General features: G+C 40.3%; 16 protein-coding genes. 5 read left to right on the forward strand and 11 right to left on the reverse strand.

The genetic code is table 11. From position 1 onward, the window contains the following. The first annotated feature begins 122 nt into the window (after positions 1–122). Positions 123–539, forward strand: a complete 417-nt coding sequence (locus Q0H92_RS09570; RefSeq protein ID WP_296014771.1) for an EamA family transporter — start codon at positions 123–125, stop codon at positions 537–539. 14 nt (positions 540–553) lie between these two features. Here Q0H92_RS09570 and Q0H92_RS09575 read toward each other — a convergent pair whose 3' ends face one another. From Q0H92_RS09575 to Q0H92_RS09615, 9 genes are all read right to left on the reverse strand, one after another. Continuing rightward, on the reverse strand, positions 554–1,537 hold the full coding sequence (locus Q0H92_RS09575; protein WP_296014366.1) for an SAM-dependent methyltransferase: 984 nt from the start codon (positions 1,535–1,537) through the stop codon (positions 554–556). Further along, on the reverse strand, positions 1,534–1,923 hold the full coding sequence (locus tag Q0H92_RS09580) for a PilZ domain-containing protein (protein WP_295795937.1): 390 nt from the start codon (positions 1,921–1,923) through the stop codon (positions 1,534–1,536). The genes Q0H92_RS09575 and Q0H92_RS09580 overlap by 4 nt, the downstream gene beginning before the upstream one ends. 1 nt (position 1,924) lies before the next feature. After that, the gene (ilvB, locus tag Q0H92_RS09585; protein WP_296014367.1) at positions 1,925–3,658 is read right to left on the reverse strand and encodes a biosynthetic-type acetolactate synthase large subunit; all 1,734 of its coding nucleotides are present in this window, start codon (positions 3,656–3,658) and stop codon (positions 1,925–1,927) included. A gap of 110 nt (positions 3,659–3,768) precedes the next feature. Beyond that, positions 3,769–5,460: a dihydroxy-acid dehydratase gene (ilvD, locus tag Q0H92_RS09590; protein WP_296014377.1), complete on the reverse strand. Its 1,692-nt coding sequence runs from the start codon at positions 5,458–5,460 to the stop codon at positions 3,769–3,771. Between the two features lie 178 nt (positions 5,461–5,638). Continuing rightward, positions 5,639–6,676, reverse strand: coding sequence for a tRNA (adenosine(37)-N6)-threonylcarbamoyltransferase complex transferase subunit TsaD (tsaD, locus tag Q0H92_RS09595; RefSeq protein ID WP_296014379.1), 1,038 nt, complete (start codon positions 6,674–6,676; stop codon positions 5,639–5,641). A gap of 27 nt (positions 6,677–6,703) precedes the next feature. Next, complete coding sequence (locus Q0H92_RS09600) at positions 6,704–7,873, reverse strand: divergent polysaccharide deacetylase family protein (RefSeq protein WP_296014382.1); 1,170 nt, start codon at positions 7,871–7,873, stop codon at positions 6,704–6,706. A gap of 28 nt (positions 7,874–7,901) precedes the next feature. Further along, entirely contained in the window at positions 7,902–8,855 is a 954-nt protein-coding gene (locus Q0H92_RS09605) for a ParB/RepB/Spo0J family partition protein (RefSeq protein WP_296014384.1), read from the reverse strand. Beyond that, positions 8,848–9,603, reverse strand: a complete 756-nt coding sequence (locus Q0H92_RS09610) for a ParA family protein (RefSeq protein WP_296014386.1) — start codon at positions 9,601–9,603, stop codon at positions 8,848–8,850. Before Q0H92_RS09610 ends, Q0H92_RS09605 begins: the two co-directional genes overlap by 8 nt. 84 nt (positions 9,604–9,687) lie before the next feature. Continuing rightward, positions 9,688–11,046 (reverse strand): MATE family efflux transporter, encoded by a 1,359-nt coding sequence (locus Q0H92_RS09615; protein ID WP_296014388.1) that lies wholly within the window; start codon positions 11,044–11,046, stop codon positions 9,688–9,690. A 104-nt stretch (positions 11,047–11,150) separates the two neighbouring features. Here Q0H92_RS09615 and Q0H92_RS09620 point away from each other — a divergent pair, with 104 nt between their 5' ends. The 4 genes from Q0H92_RS09620 to Q0H92_RS09635 all read left to right on the forward strand — a co-directional run bounded on the left by Q0H92_RS09620 (position 11,151) and on the right by Q0H92_RS09635 (position 16,306). After that, on the forward strand, positions 11,151–12,347 hold the full coding sequence (locus tag Q0H92_RS09620) for an SAM-dependent methyltransferase (RefSeq protein ID WP_296014392.1): 1,197 nt from the start codon (positions 11,151–11,153) through the stop codon (positions 12,345–12,347). 59 nt (positions 12,348–12,406) lie between these two features. Then, positions 12,407–14,188, forward strand: a complete 1,782-nt coding sequence (locus tag Q0H92_RS09625) for a phospho-sugar mutase (protein WP_294423283.1) — start codon at positions 12,407–12,409, stop codon at positions 14,186–14,188. Between the two features lie 62 nt (positions 14,189–14,250). After that, on the forward strand, positions 14,251–14,901 hold the full coding sequence (locus Q0H92_RS09630) for a 3'-5' exonuclease (RefSeq protein ID WP_296014397.1): 651 nt from the start codon (positions 14,251–14,253) through the stop codon (positions 14,899–14,901). 49 nt (positions 14,902–14,950) lie between these two features. Continuing rightward, positions 14,951–16,306 carry an MATE family efflux transporter gene (locus Q0H92_RS09635; protein ID WP_296014401.1) on the forward strand — a complete coding sequence of 452 codons (1,356 nt, stop codon included), beginning with the start codon at positions 14,951–14,953 and terminating at the stop codon, positions 16,304–16,306. A 26-nt stretch (positions 16,307–16,332) separates the two neighbouring features. On the opposite strand, the gene Q0H92_RS09640 is transcribed toward Q0H92_RS09635, so the two are convergent. Both Q0H92_RS09640 and dapB read right to left on the reverse strand, forming a co-directional pair. Continuing rightward, positions 16,333–17,205 carry a LysM peptidoglycan-binding domain-containing protein gene (locus Q0H92_RS09640; RefSeq protein WP_296014406.1) on the reverse strand — a complete coding sequence of 291 codons (873 nt, stop codon included), beginning with the start codon at positions 17,203–17,205 and terminating at the stop codon, positions 16,333–16,335. Between the two features lie 47 nt (positions 17,206–17,252). After that, the gene (gene dapB, locus Q0H92_RS09645; RefSeq protein WP_296014410.1) at positions 17,253–18,044 is read right to left on the reverse strand and encodes a 4-hydroxy-tetrahydrodipicolinate reductase; all 792 of its coding nucleotides are present in this window, start codon (positions 18,042–18,044) and stop codon (positions 17,253–17,255) included. Positions 18,045–18,058 lie beyond the last annotated feature (14 nt).

Below are 18,058 nucleotides of genomic sequence, written 5' to 3' on the forward strand. Positions count from 1 at the left end.
ACCCGCATAGCGGGTGGTTATCTGTGAAAATATTCCGCTTCGCTTCATATTTTCACCGGCTCACGAGCCGTAATAATATAAAAGAGATTGCTTTCAAAAGCAGTCTCTTTTTTTTAATGAAAATTATGTGGTTAATTTTTGCAATTTTATCTTCCGTATTTGCCGCGTTAACTTCAATTCTTGCAAAGATAGGAATTGACGGCGTAAACTCAAATCTTGCAACAGCAATAAGAACTGCGGTTGTTCTTGCGATGTCTTGGCTCATGGTGTTTGTAACTGGCGCGCAATCCGGCATTTCTGAAATAAACAAAAGAAGCTGGATGTTTTTAATTTTTTCAGGGCTTGCAACGGGAGCTTCCTGGCTATGCTATTACAAGGCGCTTCAAATCGGGGAAGCTTCAAAAGTTGTTCCAATCGACAAAATGAGTGTTGTGCTTACATTGATTCTTGCGTTTATTTTTCTGCATGAACAGTTCACGGCAAAGACACTGGCAGGCATGATTCTTTTGACCGCCGGAACAATTCTTATGATAAAATAATTTTCAAAATTTTTTCAGTCTTTCTGGCAGTGTATAAAAGTCAGCTCGTGCTTGTTGTAATTCAAATGCACAACTTTGCTGTCAGGAATTTCTTCAAACTTTGAAATCAGATTCCAGTCGGCTTTTCCTTGCATTTTTATTGTGCAAATCATTTTTTTAGTTTTTCCGCTTTCAAGCCACATTTTTATCCATTCAAGAAGACGCTCAGGATAGCAAATCACATCGCTGAAAACCCAGTCGAATTCTCCAAGTGATTCAGGCTTCAATGTAAAAGCGTCATGCGCCAAAAATTCCACAAGCGGATTTTTCATTAACGACGGAACAAGCTCGCTTCTGTCAACTGCAAAAACTTTTGCGCCTAAATTCACAAGAACATAAGTCCAGCCGCCGGGACACGCTCCAGCTTCAAAACACCTTGAAGAAGCAGAAGGAAGCCCGCAGCCAAAAATGCTGTCTGCAACAGAAAGGCTTTCCTGAATTTTTAAATACGCGCGGCTCGGAGGATTTTCGTGATCTTCTATAAATGAAATTTTTCCGGCAGGAAGCGGACTGGAAGTTTTTGCGGAAGCAATCATCATGTTTTTATCAAGCAAGCAAAAAAGTCCGATTTCTGATGCAGGAAGTTTTACAGGAAAATTTTTCGGCTTGAAATTTATATACGGAAGTTTTTCTTGAATCAATGCGGCTCTTCTAAAACAAGTTGAACTGCAAGAAGCCCAGGAACGTTGAATTTTTTTCAGTTCGCTGGCGGCTTCTCCAATTGAATCGAATTTCAAAATGAAAGGTTCAAGCATCGCGCTTCTGCAAAAGTAAGGAACTTTAAAAGTTCCGTCAGAATTTTTTACGTTGTAGTCAGGAATGTAAAGAAGTTCTCCGTAAGCAACAGCATTTTTCATAGAAACAGAAAAACGTTCTTTTAGCTCGTCTCTTAGAATTCCATCCATTTCTGGAAAAGGAAGAAACGCCGCGCCTGAAATTTTTTCTATTGAAGTGCTCATTTTACAAATTCCGCTTCTGGGGAAATAATCATGTCAGCAAGATCAGGATTTTCCTCGGAACTTTCCTGAAGGCTGTTTATAAAAGAAGCCAATGCAGGAGAATCCGGAGAACGCAAAATTTTAAATCCAATTTCAGTTTCACTTTCGTCTTCTTTTTTCCATTTTGGAACACAGACAAATTCAAGCGGACGTGAAAAATCCTGCCGAGAAAAAGTTATAAAAACAGTATACTCATCTTCCGTATCTACAAAGACAGGATTTGGAAAATGCGCACTGAATCCAGACATACTTATATCTTCAAGGACTCCGGGCAAGGCGCAGATACGTTCGCAATCAATGCGCCCAATTTCATTAAAACGCTCTTCCCCTCTGAGCTCCTTTTTCATATCAGTTCATATCCTCTTCGCTGAGTTTCATAATCATGTCGTAGATTGGTTTTCCGCCCGGAACCATAGGAAGAACCATTTCGTCAATGTCAACTTCAGCATCGATTACAGCCGGTTTTTTTGCATCAAAAGCTTCCTTGAAAACTTTTTCAAATTCCTTTGCATTGCTCGCCTTGTAACCTTTAATTCCGTAAGCATCGGCAAGCTTGCACCAGTCAGGTCCAAAGTCAAGAGTTGTCTGGCTGAATCTTTTTCCGTAGAAAAGACGCTGCCACATTCTTACATTTCCGAGCGCGTGATTGTTCACAACAATAATTACAATCGGAAGATTATAATGCTGAATTGTCGCAAGTTCGTTGCAGTTCATGCGGAATGAGCCATCGCCTGCAATATGAACAACGCAGTTATTTTTGTCCGCAAACTGAACTCCCATCGCAGCACCAGTTCCAAATCCCATTGTTCCAAGTCCGCCGGAAGTTATAAAAGTTCTAGGCTTTGTAAATGGATAAAACTGAGCAGTCCACATCTGATGCTGCCCAACTTCAGTTGTTATAAATGTATTTTCGCCTGCAATCTTGTTTATACATTCGCAGATAAATTTTGGATTTATAGAATGCTCTGGCTTTTTGTCGTAACATTCAGGATATTCTTTTTTCCACGCCTGAATTTGCTCAATCCATTTCTTGCGTTCTTTTTTTTCAACGGAAGGAATAAGGCGGTTAAGAATCTGCTTTAAATCTCCAACAAGAGATGTGTAAGCCGGAATATTTTTATTAATTTCCGCAGGGTCAATGTCAATGTGGACAACTTTTGCATTCTGCGCAAATTTAGAAGAATCCAAAATAACACGGTCGCTGAATCTTGAGCCAAGTGAAATCAAAAGGTCGCATTCTGTAACGCCCATATTGCTTGCTTTTGTTCCGTGCATTCCAATCATCCAAGTACATAGCGGATGATTTGCCGGGAACGATGAACGTGCCATGAGACTTTCACTTACAGGAATGTTCGCTTTTTCCGCAAGTTCCAGAAGTTCTTTTTCCGCGCCGCTTATTCCAATTCCGCCGCCAGCATAAATAAAAGGACGCTCCGAATTATTTATAAGCTCTGCAACTTTTTTTATGTTCTCTTCTGAAGGAATATTTATTTCAGCAATTCTTTTTAAATTTGAATGATTTTCTATAAGAATGTCGTTTCTTTCGTTTTCTTTTGAAAGCGGCTCAAATTCAACTTCCGCAGCAGTAACGTCTTTTAAAATATCAATCAGAACAGGACCGGGACGGCCAGTCTTTGCGATGAAAAATGCTTCACGGATAGTTTTTGCCAAATCCTTTACATCGCGAACCATGAAATTCTGCTTTGTAATCGGCATAGTTACGCCTGTAATGTCGATTTCCTGAAACGTGTCTTTTCCCAAAAGATTGTTTGGAACGTTGCAAGTTATTGCGACAATCGGGCTTGAATCCATGTACGCAGTTGCGATTCCTGTAACAAGATTTGTAGCACCCGGACCGCTTGTTGCCATGCACACTCCGACTCTTCCTGTTGCGCGCGCATACCCATCCGCGGCATGGGCAGCACCTTGTTCATGCGCAGTCAATATGTGATTTATTCTGCCTGAATTTTTATAAAGAGCGTCATAAATGTTAAGAATATTTCCGCCCGGATAACCAAAAACAGTATCAACTCCCTGCTCTATAAGGCATTCTATAACAACTTGTGAACCTGTAATTTTCATTTTTCAATATTCCTTTCTATTTTTTATTTACTGAAGAATTGCACCTTTGTCCGGCCGCAGCCTGCGGCTGCTTACCGAGTTTGCCATTCGGCAAACTCGCAGAACATTGGCTACTGTAGAATCGCTCCCTTATCGGCACTGGAAACAAGTTTAGCATAGCGTGCCAGGTAGCCGGTTTTTACTTTCGGCTCCGGGGCAATCCACTTTGCCTTGCGTGCGGCAAGCTCCTCGTCGCTTACTTCAAGATGGATTTTGTAGTTGTTTATGTCCAAAGTGATTTTGTCGCCTTCCTGAACAAGCGCAATCGGACCGCCGACAGCCGCTTCAGGCGAACAGTGTCCAAGAGAAGCGCCACGTGTAGCACCGCTGAATCGCCCATCGGTGATAAGCGCAACTTGCTTGTCCAAGCCCTGACCTGCAAGAGCCGCTGTAACCGCAAGCATCTCACGCATTCCAGGACCGCCTTTTGGACCTTCATAGCGGATTACAACAACATCGCCCGGCTTAATCTGGGATTTCTGGACAGCTTCCATTGCCTCGCTTTCATCGTTGAACACGCGCGCAGGTCCAGTGTGGTGCATAAGTTCTTTTGCGCAGGCTGAACGTTTTACAACTGTTCCGTTCGGGGCAAGATTTCCAAACAAAATTGCAATTCCGCCGTTGTCGCTGAACGGATTTTCAATCGGGCGAAGAATTTCAGGATTGCGGTTTTTAACGCCGGCAATATTTTCTGCGATTGTTTTTCCTGTGGCGGTAATCAAAGATGTATTTATAAGGTTCTTTTTTGCAAGTTCAGCCAAAACCGCCTGCACACCGCCCGCATCATCCAGCTCGCACATAAAAGTGTGCCCTGCAGGAGCCAAGTGGCAAAGATTTGGAGTCCGCTCAGAAATTTTATTAACCTCGTGCAAGTCAATGTCAATTCCAGCCTCGTGCGCAATAGCCGGAACGTGCAGCATTGTGTTGGAAGAGCAGCCGAGCGCCATGTCCGCAGTCAACGCATTGCGGAAATTTTCAGCCGTCATCATCTGTCGCGCGGTAATTCCTTTTTTATACAAATTCATAACAGCCATACCAGCGTGCTTTGCAAGCGCGATTCGTTCACCTGTTACGGCAGGAATTGTTCCGTTTCCAGGAAGTCCAAGCCCCAAAACTTCAGTAAGGCAGTTCATTGAGTTCGCGGTGAACATTCCAGAGCAAGCTCCGCAGCCCGGACAAGCGCGGTGCTCCATTTCCTTAAGCTGTTCCTCGGTGATTTTTCCAACAGCAAGACCGCCAACCGCCTCAAACATATCAGTAAGCGAAAGATTCTTGCCCGAATAAGGATTCGACTTGTCATTTCCAGGAAGATGTCCCGGCATCATCGGACCGCCAGAAACAAAAACGGTCGGCAAATCAAGGCGCGCGGCAGCCATCAGCATTCCCGGAACAATCTTGTCGCAGTTAGGAATCATAACAAGAGCGTCAAACTGGTGAGCCTTCGCAACACATTCAACACTGTCGGCAATAAGCTCGCGTGTTACAAGCGAATATTTCATTCCCTCGTGGCCCATCGCGATTCCATCACAAACGCCAATCGCAGGAAATTCAATCGGAGTTCCGCCAGCCATTCTAACGCCAGCCTTAACAGCCTCCGCAATCCGGTCAAGCTCAATGTGCCCCGGAATAAGTTCATTTTTTGCGCAGATAACACCAACCAGCGGCTGATCCAATTCCTCATCAGTATAACCAGAAGCATAAAAAAGAGAGCGGTGCGGCGCGCGGGCAACACCCTTACAAGCATTATCACTTTTTTTTGTCATAGTTGAACCTCGATATAAAAACTTCCTCTAAAAATCAAAAGTTTTAAAATGTACTTTCCTATAAAAAGAGCTTCAAAAGCCAGACGATTTTTGAAACTATTTTCCATTATACAAAAATATACGGATTTGTAAAAGTCAGAGCATTCTTAAAAAGGCAAACTGAATTTCAGCGCAAAAATTATCTTCGTCCAAAAGCCTCAAGATTTGCAAGTCCTCTTTTAAACTGCGGAATTCTTGCGCAAGCTGTTGTGTTCAGCGGACTTGTTTCGCCTCGCTTAAGAAAATGATACGCAACACCGGCAATCATCGCGCCATTGTCTCCGCATAATTTTAAAGGAGGAAAAATGCAGTTTATTTCTTTATGTTCAGCAAGCATTGCTCTAAGCCGTGAATTGGCAGCAACTCCGCCGCCAGCAACAACAGTTTTCAGCCCGGTATCTTCCACCGCCCTAAGCAATCTTGAAACCAAAGTTCTGCAAGCAGTTTCCTGAAAAGACGCCGCGATATTTTCAACTGATTTTTCAAAGCCTGAATTTAAAAACATATCAGCCTGATGAATTACAGCAGTTTTCAATCCGCTGAAAGAAACGTCATAACGATGATCGCCTTTGTCAAGTTTTGGAAGAGGGAAACTGAACGCATCTGGATTTCCGCTCTTAGCAAGCTTGTCAATTATAACTCCTCCCGGATAACCCAAGTCGTAATATTTTGCAACCTTGTCAAACGCTTCGCCAACGCTGTCATCAATTGTAGTTCCTAAAATTTCCAAATCGTCAAAGCCGTTCACTTTTGAAATAATGCTGTGTCCGCCGGAAACCAAAAGTCCAATGTACGGATAAGGAATATCATTTTCAAGATGAGCGGCATACATGTGGCCAAGCATGTGGTTAACAGCGATAAAAGGTTTGCCCGAAGCCCATGCCAAAGTTTTTCCAAAAGTAAGCCCGACCAAAAGCGCGCCCATAAGTCCCGGACGATTTGTAGCAGCAATAGCATCAACTTCATCAAGTGTCAAATGCGATTCCTCAAGGCTTTGTCGCACAACCGGAAGAATCCATTCAGCGTGCTTGCGGCTTGCAATTTCTGGAACAACGCCTTTGTAAATCTGATGAAACGGAATTTGAGTTGCAACAACATTGCTTAAAATTTTTCTGCCGTCTTCAACAATCGCGCAGGCAGTTTCATCACAAGAAGATTCTATTCCAAGAACTTTCATATATACTCCAATACATTCCAAGTAAAATTATTTTTGAATCTGCGACGGAAAAGCAAACTTGTATCCTTTTTGTTTTAAATACGGATACATATCGTTCAAAAGCTGCGGAAGAATCTTTGCAGATTTATCAACGTGGCCAATCATTATAACTTTTCCATTTTTATTTGCAATTCCAAGTCCGCGGTAAATTTGAGCAAGCATTTCATCTTTGGAAATTATATCATCAATAAAAACATCACGCTCAAGAATTTTCATGTCGCGTTCCAATGCGGCTTGAGGAGCTTTTGTCTGCGCGGAAGTTCTGGAATCCACAAAGAAAATTCCGTTGTCAAGAACCGCATCAAGAACCGCTCCAATTTTCATAACATCGCAAGTTATAAGGGAACCTTCATGGTTATTAAGCCCTTTTATCGGACCGATTTCCGCAATATTTTCTGAAACCTGCCTGTAAACTTCGCTCAAAGACATATCTGGCAAAATCGCGCCCTCTCCGGGATTAAGCTTTAAATTCTGGGCCTGCATTGGCTGATGAAGCATAAGTTCCTGTCCAGAATTTCTTACAATGACCGCACAATCTTTTGAATGTGCAAGTTTTGGAAGAACCGCAATCGCAATCGGAAAAGGAAGGCTCGTGTAAAGCTTTAAATTGTAAGTGTCGTATCCGCCGTCATCAATTATAAAAACAAGAGTCGCTCCGTTTTTTGCAGGCGGAATCGAATATTTTTCAACTTTTATTTCTTCAGTTTTTTTCGCAGGCGGATTTACAGAAGCAATTTTCGGCTCTTCTTTTTTCACTTCCGGCTTGGAAACTGGCTGAGGCTTTTTTTCTTCAGATTTTTTTTCAACTGGAATTTTTTTTATTTCAGGCTGAATCTCAACTGGCTTTTGAACAGCTTCTTTTTTTTCAGACTGAACTTTTTTCGGCTGATTTTTGCTTTCTGAAATTTTATTTTTTTCAGCAGGCTTGTTTTTTTGTTCCTGACGCAAAACTAGCTGCTCAACATTTGCAACTTTTGGCTGCTTCTCTTTTTTTGGAGACGAAAAAACAAAAGCCATGGAAAGAAAAACTGCGCACAAAAAAACAATCGACGCGGACAAAAGCATAACACTTTTGTTGTCAAGAATTATCTTTGGCTTCTTTTTGCGAGGAGTTCTTTTTTTTGCAGTTCTTTTACGACTTTGTTTTTTTGCAGACATTTTTTATCAAGAAATAATTTTTGCAAAACTACAAGTTTGCGTCCGGTACAATCAAGTTAAAAATGCGGTCCAAATCTTCAGAAGAAAAATAATTTATAGAAATTGTTCCCTTGCTGAATCCGCCTTTCAACTGAACTTTTGTTCCAAGCCGCTCAATCAGTTTTTGTTCAAGTGCCGCAAGATTCGGATCTTTTTTTTGCTCTGGTTTAAAATCAGTTTTTGCAGCCGAAGAAATTCCGCCTTTCATTTCCTTGGCAATATTTTCAGACTGCCTTACGGAAAGTCCCTGCCCGATTATTTTTCCAAAAAGAATCCGCTTGTCAGAATCATTTTCCAAGCTCAAAATAGCACGCGCGTGTCCAGAAGAAATTGAATCTGTAACAAGCGCTTTTTGAATATCCTCTGGAAGCTTTAAAAGCCGAAGGCAGTTCGCAACAGTCGATCTGTTTTTTCCAACACGCTCCGCAACCTGATCTTGCGTCAAATTTCCAAGCTCCATCAAATCATAATAAGCCTGGGCTTCTTCCAGCGCATTCAAATCTGTACGCTGAATATTTTCTATAAGTGCAACTTCAAGTTTCCTTTGCTCTGAATATTTTCTAAGCTGAACAGGAATTTTTGTAAGCCCTGCGGCTTTTGCTGCGCGAGTACGGCGTTCACCAGCAATGATAAAAAATGTTCCGTCGTTTGCATCTTCTATTATTACAGGCGAAAGAATTCCTTCCTTGCGCACTGACTCTGTAAGTTCCGCAAGTTTTTCATCATCAAAGTAAGTTCGCGGCTGACGAGGATTCGGTTTTAAAAGAGCCGGATCAACCCAAAGCGTTCCGTTTTCGTCGGAAGAAATTCCAGCTGGAAGATTTAAATTTACAGGAGACGCATTTTCCTTAAGCTGAACACCATTCTCAGAAATTTCCTCGGACAAATCAGCTTCCTGCATCAAGGCTCCAAGGCCTTTTCCTAATCCCTGATGTTTAGCCACGGCTGGTTACCTCTTCTGCAAGTCTCTGATAGCTTTTTGCGCCAACACAATTCGGATCATAAATGCAAATCGGCTCGCCATGGGAAGGAGCTTCTGAAAGTCTTACGTTGCGCGGAATAATCGTATTGAAAACAACATCCTTGAAATAGCTTTTTACCTGCATAACAACATCCTGCGCAAGACGAGTTCTTGAATCATACATCGTAAAAAATATTCCGCCGATTACAAGATTTTTATTTATGCTTTCCTGAACTTTTTTTACTGTCTGCAAAAGAAGAGTGATTCCTTCAAGCGCAAAATATTCACACTGCATCGGAACAAGAACAGCATCTGCGGCGGCAAGTCCGTTCAATGTAAGAATTCCAAGGGAAGGCGGACAGTCAATCAGAATGTAATCATATTTTTCACGGACAGGAGCAAGGGCGTTCTTTAAAAAGTACTCGCGGTTTTCCTGATCTACAAGCTCAATCGCCGCGCCAGACAAATCAATAGACGCGCTTATGACATCAAGATTTTTTACACCTGAATGCTTTATAGTTTCGTCAATAGTGGACTGCCCCGCAAGAAGCTCGTAAATGGTAGGCTTTTTTTTGCTGACTCCAACGCCGCTGGACATATTTCCCTGACTGTCAAAATCAACGAGCAGAACTTTTTTTCCGCCGACAGCAATATACGCCCCGATATTTATAGCAGATGTAGTCTTGCCAACGCCACCTTTCTGATTAACAAAAACAAATACCTTTCCCATGATTAAACCATTATAAATTATATAGTAATAATTTTCAATTAATATGCGCCAGTTTCAAACTTCCGCCAGAATTGAAAGAAAATTTTATTGCTGTGCTTTTAATGCAGAAACTGAAAACTTCCGCTTGTAAAGTCTTGCAAAGTAAAAAATTTCAGCCGCAGCGGTAATTGTCCAGGAAAATGCAAAAAGCAAATAAAGAGATTCAATTGTTTTAAAATATGCAAACACGGTGAAAATCCAGGCGATTCTAAAAACGCACGAGCCAAGAATAACAATTACAGTCGGAACGGAAGTCTGTCCAAGTCCGCGGGAAGCCGCAATTGTGCAATCCATAAATGCTGAAATGCAATAAGACCAAGCCATTATCGAAAGCCGCTTCATCCCAAGTTCTATAATCGCAGAATCTGAAATAAAAATCGAAATAAAATTTCTTCCAAAGACAAAAAGCAAAATTCCCAAGAACAATGCAAAACAGAATGAGCAGGCAAGACTTATAAAATAACTTTTTAAAACTCTGGATTTTTTTCCAGCGCCGTAATTCTGTCCTATGAAAGTTGAGCAAGCCACATAAAACGCGCTCATAATATTGTAAACGAGCGGATCTGAATTTGAAGCCGCGGAATTTGCAACAACCATAGAAGCGTCAAAAGAATTAACTCCAATCTGAATAAAAAGATTTGCAAATCCAAAAATCGCATTCTGCAGCCCGGCAGGAATTGCAATCTTCAAAAGGCGAACAAGCTTTGATTTGTTGACTTTAAGCTTGGAAAAGCGCAACGCAAGAGAATCAGTTTTTCTGTGCAGTTTTATAAAAACAAGAAATGCTGAAACATAAAGAGCTACAACGCTTGCAATTGCAACTCCAGCAATATCCATTTTAAAATGAATGACTAAAAGCAAATCCAGAACAACATTGAAAATTCCAGAAATAAAAAGAAAAAGCAAAGGCGACTTCGTATCTCCTTCCGCGCTAAGAATTCCATTTCCGAAATTATAAAAAGCAAGAGCAGGAAGCCCGACCATGTAAATTCTAAAATACAAAACCGCGCCTTCAATAAGAACCGGCTTTGTGCTCATCAAATTTAAAACGGAGCGGGAAAAAATTATTCCGGCAGCACCAACAAGAAATCCGGCAACAAGGCAAACAATCGCGGATGTATGAACAGTTTCGCAAATGTCCTTTTCATTTTTTGCGCCTATAAAAAAAGCCACAATAACGTTAACGGCAGAACCAAAACCAATAAGAATTCCAGTGCACAAAAAAACAAGAATTGTCGTAGAGCCAACCGAGCCAACAGAAGACGGATTTGCAAAGCGTCCCAAAACAGCAATATCAGTCATGTTGAAAAAAGTCTGGAGAAGATTTGTAAAAATGAGAGGCAAACTGAAAATTAAAATATTTTTAAAAAGCGAACCTTCAGAAAAATCTTTTTTAACTGTCATTTTTGTAACCCTTTCCGTAGAAATATATCACTTAGAATAAAAATGTAAAGTCATAAAAAAAATGCGCTATCCTCAAAAACAAATGTTTGTGCTAATATAAAAATATGATTTTAAGCGCAGTATTTTCAAAGCCGTCAAAAACTTGCCCGGAAATTTTTGGCAAGCCTTATATAAAAATTCGAATCTGGAAAAATCCGTCTCCTTCCGCAAAAAAGCAAAATGAATTTCAAGCTGAATTTTTTACGGAAAAGCAGGCATTCCAAAAAAGTTTCACTGCGGAACAAGCGCGGGAATTTATTGAAAAGCACGCAGGAACAGCTTTTAAAAACTGCATTGTAAAAACGGACACCGAAGAAATCACAACAATGGCAAACAAAAAAGGCGAAATAAAAGTTTTCAGAAAAGCTGCAAAAAATTTTTCAGCGGAACAAAAGTTTTCAAATAATTTCAACCGAATAAAAAATTATATTTTGCAAGAAGGAAATCCAGTTCCGTTTTTAGTTGAGCTTGGAGTTATGACAAAAGACGGAAAAGTAGTCGCGCAAAAATACGACAAGTTCCGGCAGATAAATAGATTCCTAGAATTTATAAATGACATAATTGAAAGCATTGAAAAGCTGAACGGAACTTCTTACACGCAAGAAAATCCGCTAAGAATTGTTGACTTCGGCTCAGGAAAATCTTATTTGACATTTGCAGTTTATTATTTTTTAACCGAGCTGAAAAAAATTCCCGTCTGCATAACAGGACTTGATTTAAAAGAAGATGTAATAAAAAACTGCGATTCACTTGCAAAAAAACTTGGATGCAAAAATCTTGAATTCAAAATTGGAAACATTGCGGATTATTCATCTGAAAAAAATCCGGACATAATAATCACACTTCACGCTTGCGACACAGCAACAGACTTCGCGCTCGACTATGCAGTTAAGCATAACGCAAAAGCAATTCTTTCTGTTCCTTGCTGCCAGCACGAAATAAACATCCAGCTTGAAAAACAAAAGGCCAAAGCAGAAAGTCCGTTCGCTTCAATTGAAAGATTTGGAATTCTACGTGAACGATTTGCCGCAATTGCAACTGATGCAATCCGAGCGGAACTTCTTGAGCAATACGGATACTCAGTTCAGGTTTTGGAATTCATCGACATGAGCCACACTCCAAAAAACATTTTAATCCGCGCTGTAAAAAAACAGTCAGACAATTTTAAACAAGAATCAAAAATCAGAATGAAAACTTTGCTTAATGAACTTGGCTGCAACCAAACATTGGGAAAACTTTTAAGCAAAGAATCAGAGCTATAGAAAAAAAAAATCAACTATGTTAGACTTAGTTAATTTTTAAATAAAAGGAAGCAGATATTATGGAAGAGAAAGAAATACTTGAAAGAGCTGCAAAATATATTGCAGAAGAAAAAGACGATTCTTTCCGCAAGGAAGTTGAAGATTTAGTTGCAAAAAAAGACATGGCTGAACTAGAAGACCGTTTCTATCAGAGCCTTGAATTTGGAACAGGCGGACTTCGCGGTGTAATGGGCGGCGGAACAAACCGCATGAACACACTCAACATTTCAAAAGCAACTCAAGGTCTTGCAAACTATTTAATCAAGGCATTTCCAGAAGAAGCAAAGAACGGCACATTGAGCGCATGTGTAGCTTATGACAGCCGCCACAACCACGATAAATTTTCTGACATCACTGCAAGAGTTTTTGCCGCAAACGGAATCAAAGCATATCTTTTCACTTCGCTTCGCCCTACTCCAGAACTTTCTTACGCAATCAGAATTCTTGGATGCAAAACTGGCGTTGTTGTAACTGCAAGCCACAATCCGCCTCAGTACAACGGCTACAAAGCTTACTGGGACGATGGCGCGCAGGTTGTTGAGCCGCATGACAAAGGAATCATCGATGAAGTCAACGCAGTAAAAGAAGTAAAGCTTATCGAAAAAGACGAAGCTGTAAAGGCAGGAAAAATCGTTTTAATCGACAAGGAAATCGATGACAAATTCCAGGCAATGATAAAGTCAAATCTTTATCGTCCTGAACTCATAAAAGAAAAAGCAAGCAGCGTAAAAGTTGTATACACTCCGCTCCACGGAACTGGCGCAATGCACGTTGAAAAAGTTCTTGGAGATCTTGGACTGAATGTAATCACAGTTCCAGAACAGCGCGAAGGAAACGGCGACTTCCCGACAGTAGAAAAGCCAAATCCAGAAGAAGCCCCAGCACTTAAAATGGCAGTTGAACTTGCAGAAAAAGAAAAAGCTGATGTTGTAATGGCAACAGATCCAGATGCAGACAGATTCGGAACTGCATTCCCAGACAAAAACGGAAAATACGTTCTTGTTTCAGGAAACCAGATGGGCGCGCTTCTTGCAGACTATGTTCTTCTTTCAAAAAAAGAATTCAACAAGATGCCTGAAAAACCAGTTCTTATCCGCTCAATCGTAACTTCACCTTTCGTTGATTCAATTGCAAAAAAATACAATGTGGCTGTAAAAGAATGTCTTACAGGCTTCAAGTGGATTGCTTATGATGAAGGCCAGATGGAAAAAGACGGAAGCGGAAACTACGTATTCGGACTTGAAGAAAGCTACGGTTATCTTGTAGAAACAGAAGTACGCGACAAGGACGGAATTTCAGCAGCGGCAATGTGCGCAGAAATGACTCTTTACTGGGCAAGCAAAGGGAAATCTCTTCTTGAACATTTGAACGATATGTACAAGGAATACGGACTTTTTGAAGACCGCGCAATCAGCAAATATTTCCCTGGAGTACAAGGTCCAAAAATCATGGGCGGAATCATGACAAAACTCCGCACAGAAGGACTGACTTCTCTCGGCGGAAAAAAAGTTGTAAAGATTCGCGACATCCAGCAGCAGGTTGCTTTTGATCCGGCAAATCCATCTGTAAAAGAAAGTCTTCCTTGGCCAAAGAGCAATGTTCTTCAGTTTGTTCTTGAAGGCGGAACAATTGTAAGCGCACGCCCAAGCGGAACAGAACCAAAGATTAAGTTCTACATCAACAGCACAGTTCCAGTTTCTGCAAAAACAGACGAAGCATTGGAAGAAGCAAAGAAAGCTGCCGACAAACTCTGCTCAGATATTTCAGAAGAAATAAACGCAGTTCTTAACGCAGCAGGCTGAATCTAAAAAAAACAATAATGGTATCCGTAATGATTTTTGCGGATGCCATTTTTTTTCAACTTATGGCATTTAAAATCTTCAACAGCTTTAGAAACCTCGCAAAAGAATTTTATTCAGGGAAAACTTTTGTGGCATTCGATACAGAAACCACAGGACTAAAAGCTGAAAAAGAATTCATAATAGAAATCGGTGCTGTAAAATTCAACTGCGACGGACTTATTGGAGAGCCATTCGATATTTTAATAAAGCCGCCAATAGAACTTCCGCAGTTTATAAAAGACCTCACTCACATCACAGACGAAATGATTTCATGCTGTCCGTGCGCAAAAGAAGCTGTCCCGCAGTTTTTAAGTTTTATCGGCGGAAAAGAAACAGTTCTTGTAGCGCACAATGCGCAGTTCGACTTAGGCTTTGTAAATTCAGAGCTAAAAAGATTCAGCCATCCAGAACTTCCAAACATTTGCATAGACACATTGAACGCCTCAAGATGGGCATATCCTGATTTCATAAAGGAGCAGGAAAAAGGTCAGTACAAACTTCAAAGCCTTGCAAAAAGATTCGGAATAGAAGCAAAAGCCGCCCACCGCGCAAACGACGACGCAAGATTATGCATGGAAATTTTCAAGCGGATAATAAGCGACACAATGGACAGACAGAAAAATTTTTCAATGAACAAAATCAAAAAAAATCTGATTCAGGCAGAATTATTCTAAAACAAAAATACTAATTGAAAAAAGAAACAATTTAATATAACATTGGCGAATGTCAGAAAATATCAAAGAAAACAAAATGGGCGTAATGCCTGTAACAAAGCTTCTTTTAAATATGTCATTGCCGATTATGCTTTCGATGCTGGTAATGGCATGCTACAACATTGTTGATAGTATTTTTGTTGCGCAGATAAATGAAAATGCGCTGACTGCAATATCACTTGCATTTCCTGTTCAAACACTGATGATTGCACTTTCAATAGGAACAGCAGTTGGTGTAAATGCGCTTCTAGCAATGAAGCTTGGACAAAAAGACAGCGATGCAGTAAACAAAATCGCCATGAACGGACTCTTCCTTTCAGTTTGCAGCTTTATTGCTTTTTTTATTCTCGGATTTCTTTTTACAAAACCTTATTTAAAAACACAGACTGCCGACGAACAGATTATTCAATTCGGAAGTGAATATTTAAAAATAATAACAATGGCATCGTTCGCGCTTTTTGTTTCAACAATGTCGGACAGACTTTTGCAGGCAACAGGAAGAACTTTTTACACGATGATAACGCAGCTTGTTGGAGCAATCACAAACATAATTCTTGACCCGCTTATGATTTTTGGAATCGGACCTTTTCCTAAAATGGGAATGGCAGGCGCGGCTTGGGCAACAGTCATCGGACAAATTTTTTCCGCAATAGTTTCGCTTTATTTCAATCTGAAAAAAAATCCTGACATACATTTTAAACTAAAAGGATTCAAGCCGGACTCTCTGATAATCGGCCAGATTTATAAAATCGGAATTCCTTCAATTCTTCTTCAGTCTATAAATTCTGTTACAACTTACGGAATGAATTTAATCCTTGGAACTTTTTCCGCAACGGCAATCGCAGTCTACGGAGTTTATTTTAAACTGAACAGCTTTATCTTTATGCCGGTGTTCGGACTTACAACTGGAATGGTTCCGATTGTCTCGTACAACTACGGAGCAGGAAACGCAGAACGAATCAAGAAAACTGTAAAGTCAACAATTTCAATTGCGGTTTCAATTATGATATTTGGCATTGTAATTTTTGAACTTTTCCCAGCGGAACTTTTGATGCTTTTTAAAGCAAACGAACACATGCTTGGAATTGGATGCACGGCAATGAGAATTATCGCGCCAAGTTTTATCGGAGCGGCAATCGCAATTACGCTAGGCTCAACTTTTCAAGCTTTAGGAAAATCTTTTTTAAGCATGACGGTTTCTTTTGTAAGGCAGCTGGTCATTTTGCTTCCTGTGGCATATTTTCTTTCGCGCAGTGGAAAACTTGAAAATGTTTGGTTCTGCTTTCTCGTTGCGGAAGTTTTTGCAATCAGTCTTTCTTCATTTTTTATGTGCAGAATAAAAAAGACAATGCTCGACAAAATTTAATTTCAAAAGGCGACCGGCAAACAAAGCTAGCCTCTTGGAGCTTTCGCAGGATCAATAGGATTTGACTTTTGAAAAACCATCAGACAAACCTGAGTTGTACCTTTTATGCTGTCTGTTCCCGCAGTTCCCAAAGAATCGCCAAACACAACATAATCGCCTTTGCGGACTTTGATAGAGCCAAGTCCTGAATAAACATAGATGTGTCCGGTTTTCGCCTGAACAAAAACAACCTGCCCGTAGCCTCTGTAGTTTCCAACATACATAACGGTTCCGGCGCGGATTGCAGTTACACTTTCATTTTTTTGCGCGCTAAGCTGAACACCGCTGACTTTTCCGTTCATGTAAGTTACCGTCGGATTTTTTACAGGCCAAGTCAAACTTGAGTCGCCTTTTTTCTCAGAATATTTGCGCGGATCACTTGAAGGCAAGCTAGGAAGAGATGCCGAAGTATCAACAATCGTAACAGGAATTTTCAGACGCTGCCCGGCCTTTAAAACTGTATCGGAATCAAGATTGTTCAAAGCCTTAAGCTCTTCAACAGAAATTCCGTTTACTTTTGCAATTCTATAAAAAGTGTCGCCTTTTTGAACTGTGTATGTGTCAAATTTTCTTTCTGCGCTAGACGGATTTTTTGCAGGTGAAGTTGGAGGCGAAGAATTTTTTTCAGTGTTTTTTTCTGGAATCGAAAGTTTCTGTCCAACTTTTAAAACATCATTTACAGTAAGATTGTTTATAGAACAAAGCTGATCTACAGAAATTCCATATTTGCGGCTGATTGAATAATAAGTTTCTCCTTTTTCAACTGTATGAGTTTCTGCAAAAGAAAAACAGACAGTCAAAAAAAGAATTGAAAGAAACAAAATATTTTTTCTATATTCAAATTTTTTAGTCATAATCATACCGTTAGTTTATCGGCTGATTTATGAAAAAAAATTACCTTAAAGTTTTAAAACAATTCAGGGAAAACATCGTTCATGCCGTACAATGCGCCGGGTTTCAGTTTTCCTTCTTTCAGCATGGAAGAAAGATTTTCCAAAGCGTGAACTGCTCCGTTTGCAAATCCCTTGCGGCTTCTTGCTGTGTGAGTAATTTCAATTGTATCAGCTTCGCAGTCAAAGAAAACTTTGTGCGTTCCCGGCACTGAACCGCATCTTGTGGAAGAAACGTGAAGCTGATTAGGCAAAGGCTTTTCCTTGAATTCATTTGTTACAATTGAATTTTTTCTTTTGAATTCAGAAAGCAGATGATTTGCAATTTCAATCGCAGTTCCAGAAGGACTGTCAGCTTTTTGATTATGGTGCATTTCCCAAATCGCAGCGTCATACTCAGAAAATTTATTTGCAAGGCGAGCGGCATCTTCTACAATTTTATAAAGAATATTAACGCCAATGGAAAAATTCGCGCTTGTCATAATTGTTCCGCCGCATTTTTCAGCAAGAGAAGCAACTTCATCTTTTTTGTCATTCCAGCCTGTAGTTCCAACAACCATAGGAATTTTTAAGGGAAGAAGCGACTTAATATTTTCAAGAACAGAAGTTGGATGAGTAAACTCAATTATTCCATCCGCGCCGCTAGACACAACTGCATCTGCAAGAGCTTTGCTGTCTCCTGCGGAAATTTTCACTTTGGCATCTGGCGCAAAAACATCGATTGTAGAAACAACAGAATGACCAAACGACAATGCGGACTGCTCAAGCATGTGCCCCATTTTTCCATATCCAACCAATGCAATTTTCATTTTTAATCCTCCCA

This window comes from uncultured Treponema sp. (assembly GCF_934725225.1).
Classification (GTDB): Bacteria; Spirochaetota; Spirochaetia; order Treponematales; family Treponemataceae; genus Treponema_D.

Excerpts from the sequence above, each read along its gene's own strand:
- Q0H92_RS09575 (WP_296014366.1), bottom strand. The coding sequence starts at position 1,537 with ATGAGCACTTCAATAGAAAAAATTTCAGGCGCGGCGTTTCTTCCTTTT.
- Q0H92_RS09580 (WP_295795937.1), bottom strand. The coding sequence starts at position 1,923 with ATGAAAAAGGAGCTCAGAGGGGAAGAGCGTTTTAATGAAATTGGGCGC.
- ilvB (WP_296014367.1), bottom strand. The coding sequence starts at position 3,658 with ATGAAAATTACAGGTTCACAAGTTGTTATAGAATGCCTTATAGAGCAG.
- ilvD (WP_296014377.1), bottom strand. The coding sequence starts at position 5,460 with ATGACAAAAAAAAGTGATAATGCTTGTAAGGGTGTTGCCCGCGCGCCG.
- tsaD (WP_296014379.1), bottom strand. The coding sequence starts at position 6,676 with ATGAAAGTTCTTGGAATAGAATCTTCTTGTGATGAAACTGCCTGCGCG.
- Q0H92_RS09600 (WP_296014382.1), bottom strand. The coding sequence starts at position 7,873 with ATGTCTGCAAAAAAACAAAGTCGTAAAAGAACTGCAAAAAAAAGAACT.
- Q0H92_RS09610 (WP_296014386.1), bottom strand. The coding sequence starts at position 9,603 with ATGGGAAAGGTATTTGTTTTTGTTAATCAGAAAGGTGGCGTTGGCAAG.
- Q0H92_RS09615 (WP_296014388.1), bottom strand. The coding sequence starts at position 11,046 with ATGACAGTTAAAAAAGATTTTTCTGAAGGTTCGCTTTTTAAAAATATT.
- Q0H92_RS09620 (WP_296014392.1), top strand. The coding sequence starts at position 11,151 with ATGATTTTAAGCGCAGTATTTTCAAAGCCGTCAAAAACTTGCCCGGAA.
- Q0H92_RS09625 (WP_294423283.1), top strand. The coding sequence starts at position 12,407 with ATGGAAGAGAAAGAAATACTTGAAAGAGCTGCAAAATATATTGCAGAA.
- Q0H92_RS09630 (WP_296014397.1), top strand. The coding sequence starts at position 14,251 with ATGGCATTTAAAATCTTCAACAGCTTTAGAAACCTCGCAAAAGAATTT.
- Q0H92_RS09635 (WP_296014401.1), top strand. The coding sequence starts at position 14,951 with ATGTCAGAAAATATCAAAGAAAACAAAATGGGCGTAATGCCTGTAACA.
- Q0H92_RS09640 (WP_296014406.1), bottom strand. The coding sequence starts at position 17,205 with ATGATTATGACTAAAAAATTTGAATATAGAAAAAATATTTTGTTTCTT.
- dapB (WP_296014410.1), bottom strand. The coding sequence starts at position 18,044 with ATGAAAATTGCATTGGTTGGATATGGAAAAATGGGGCACATGCTTGAG.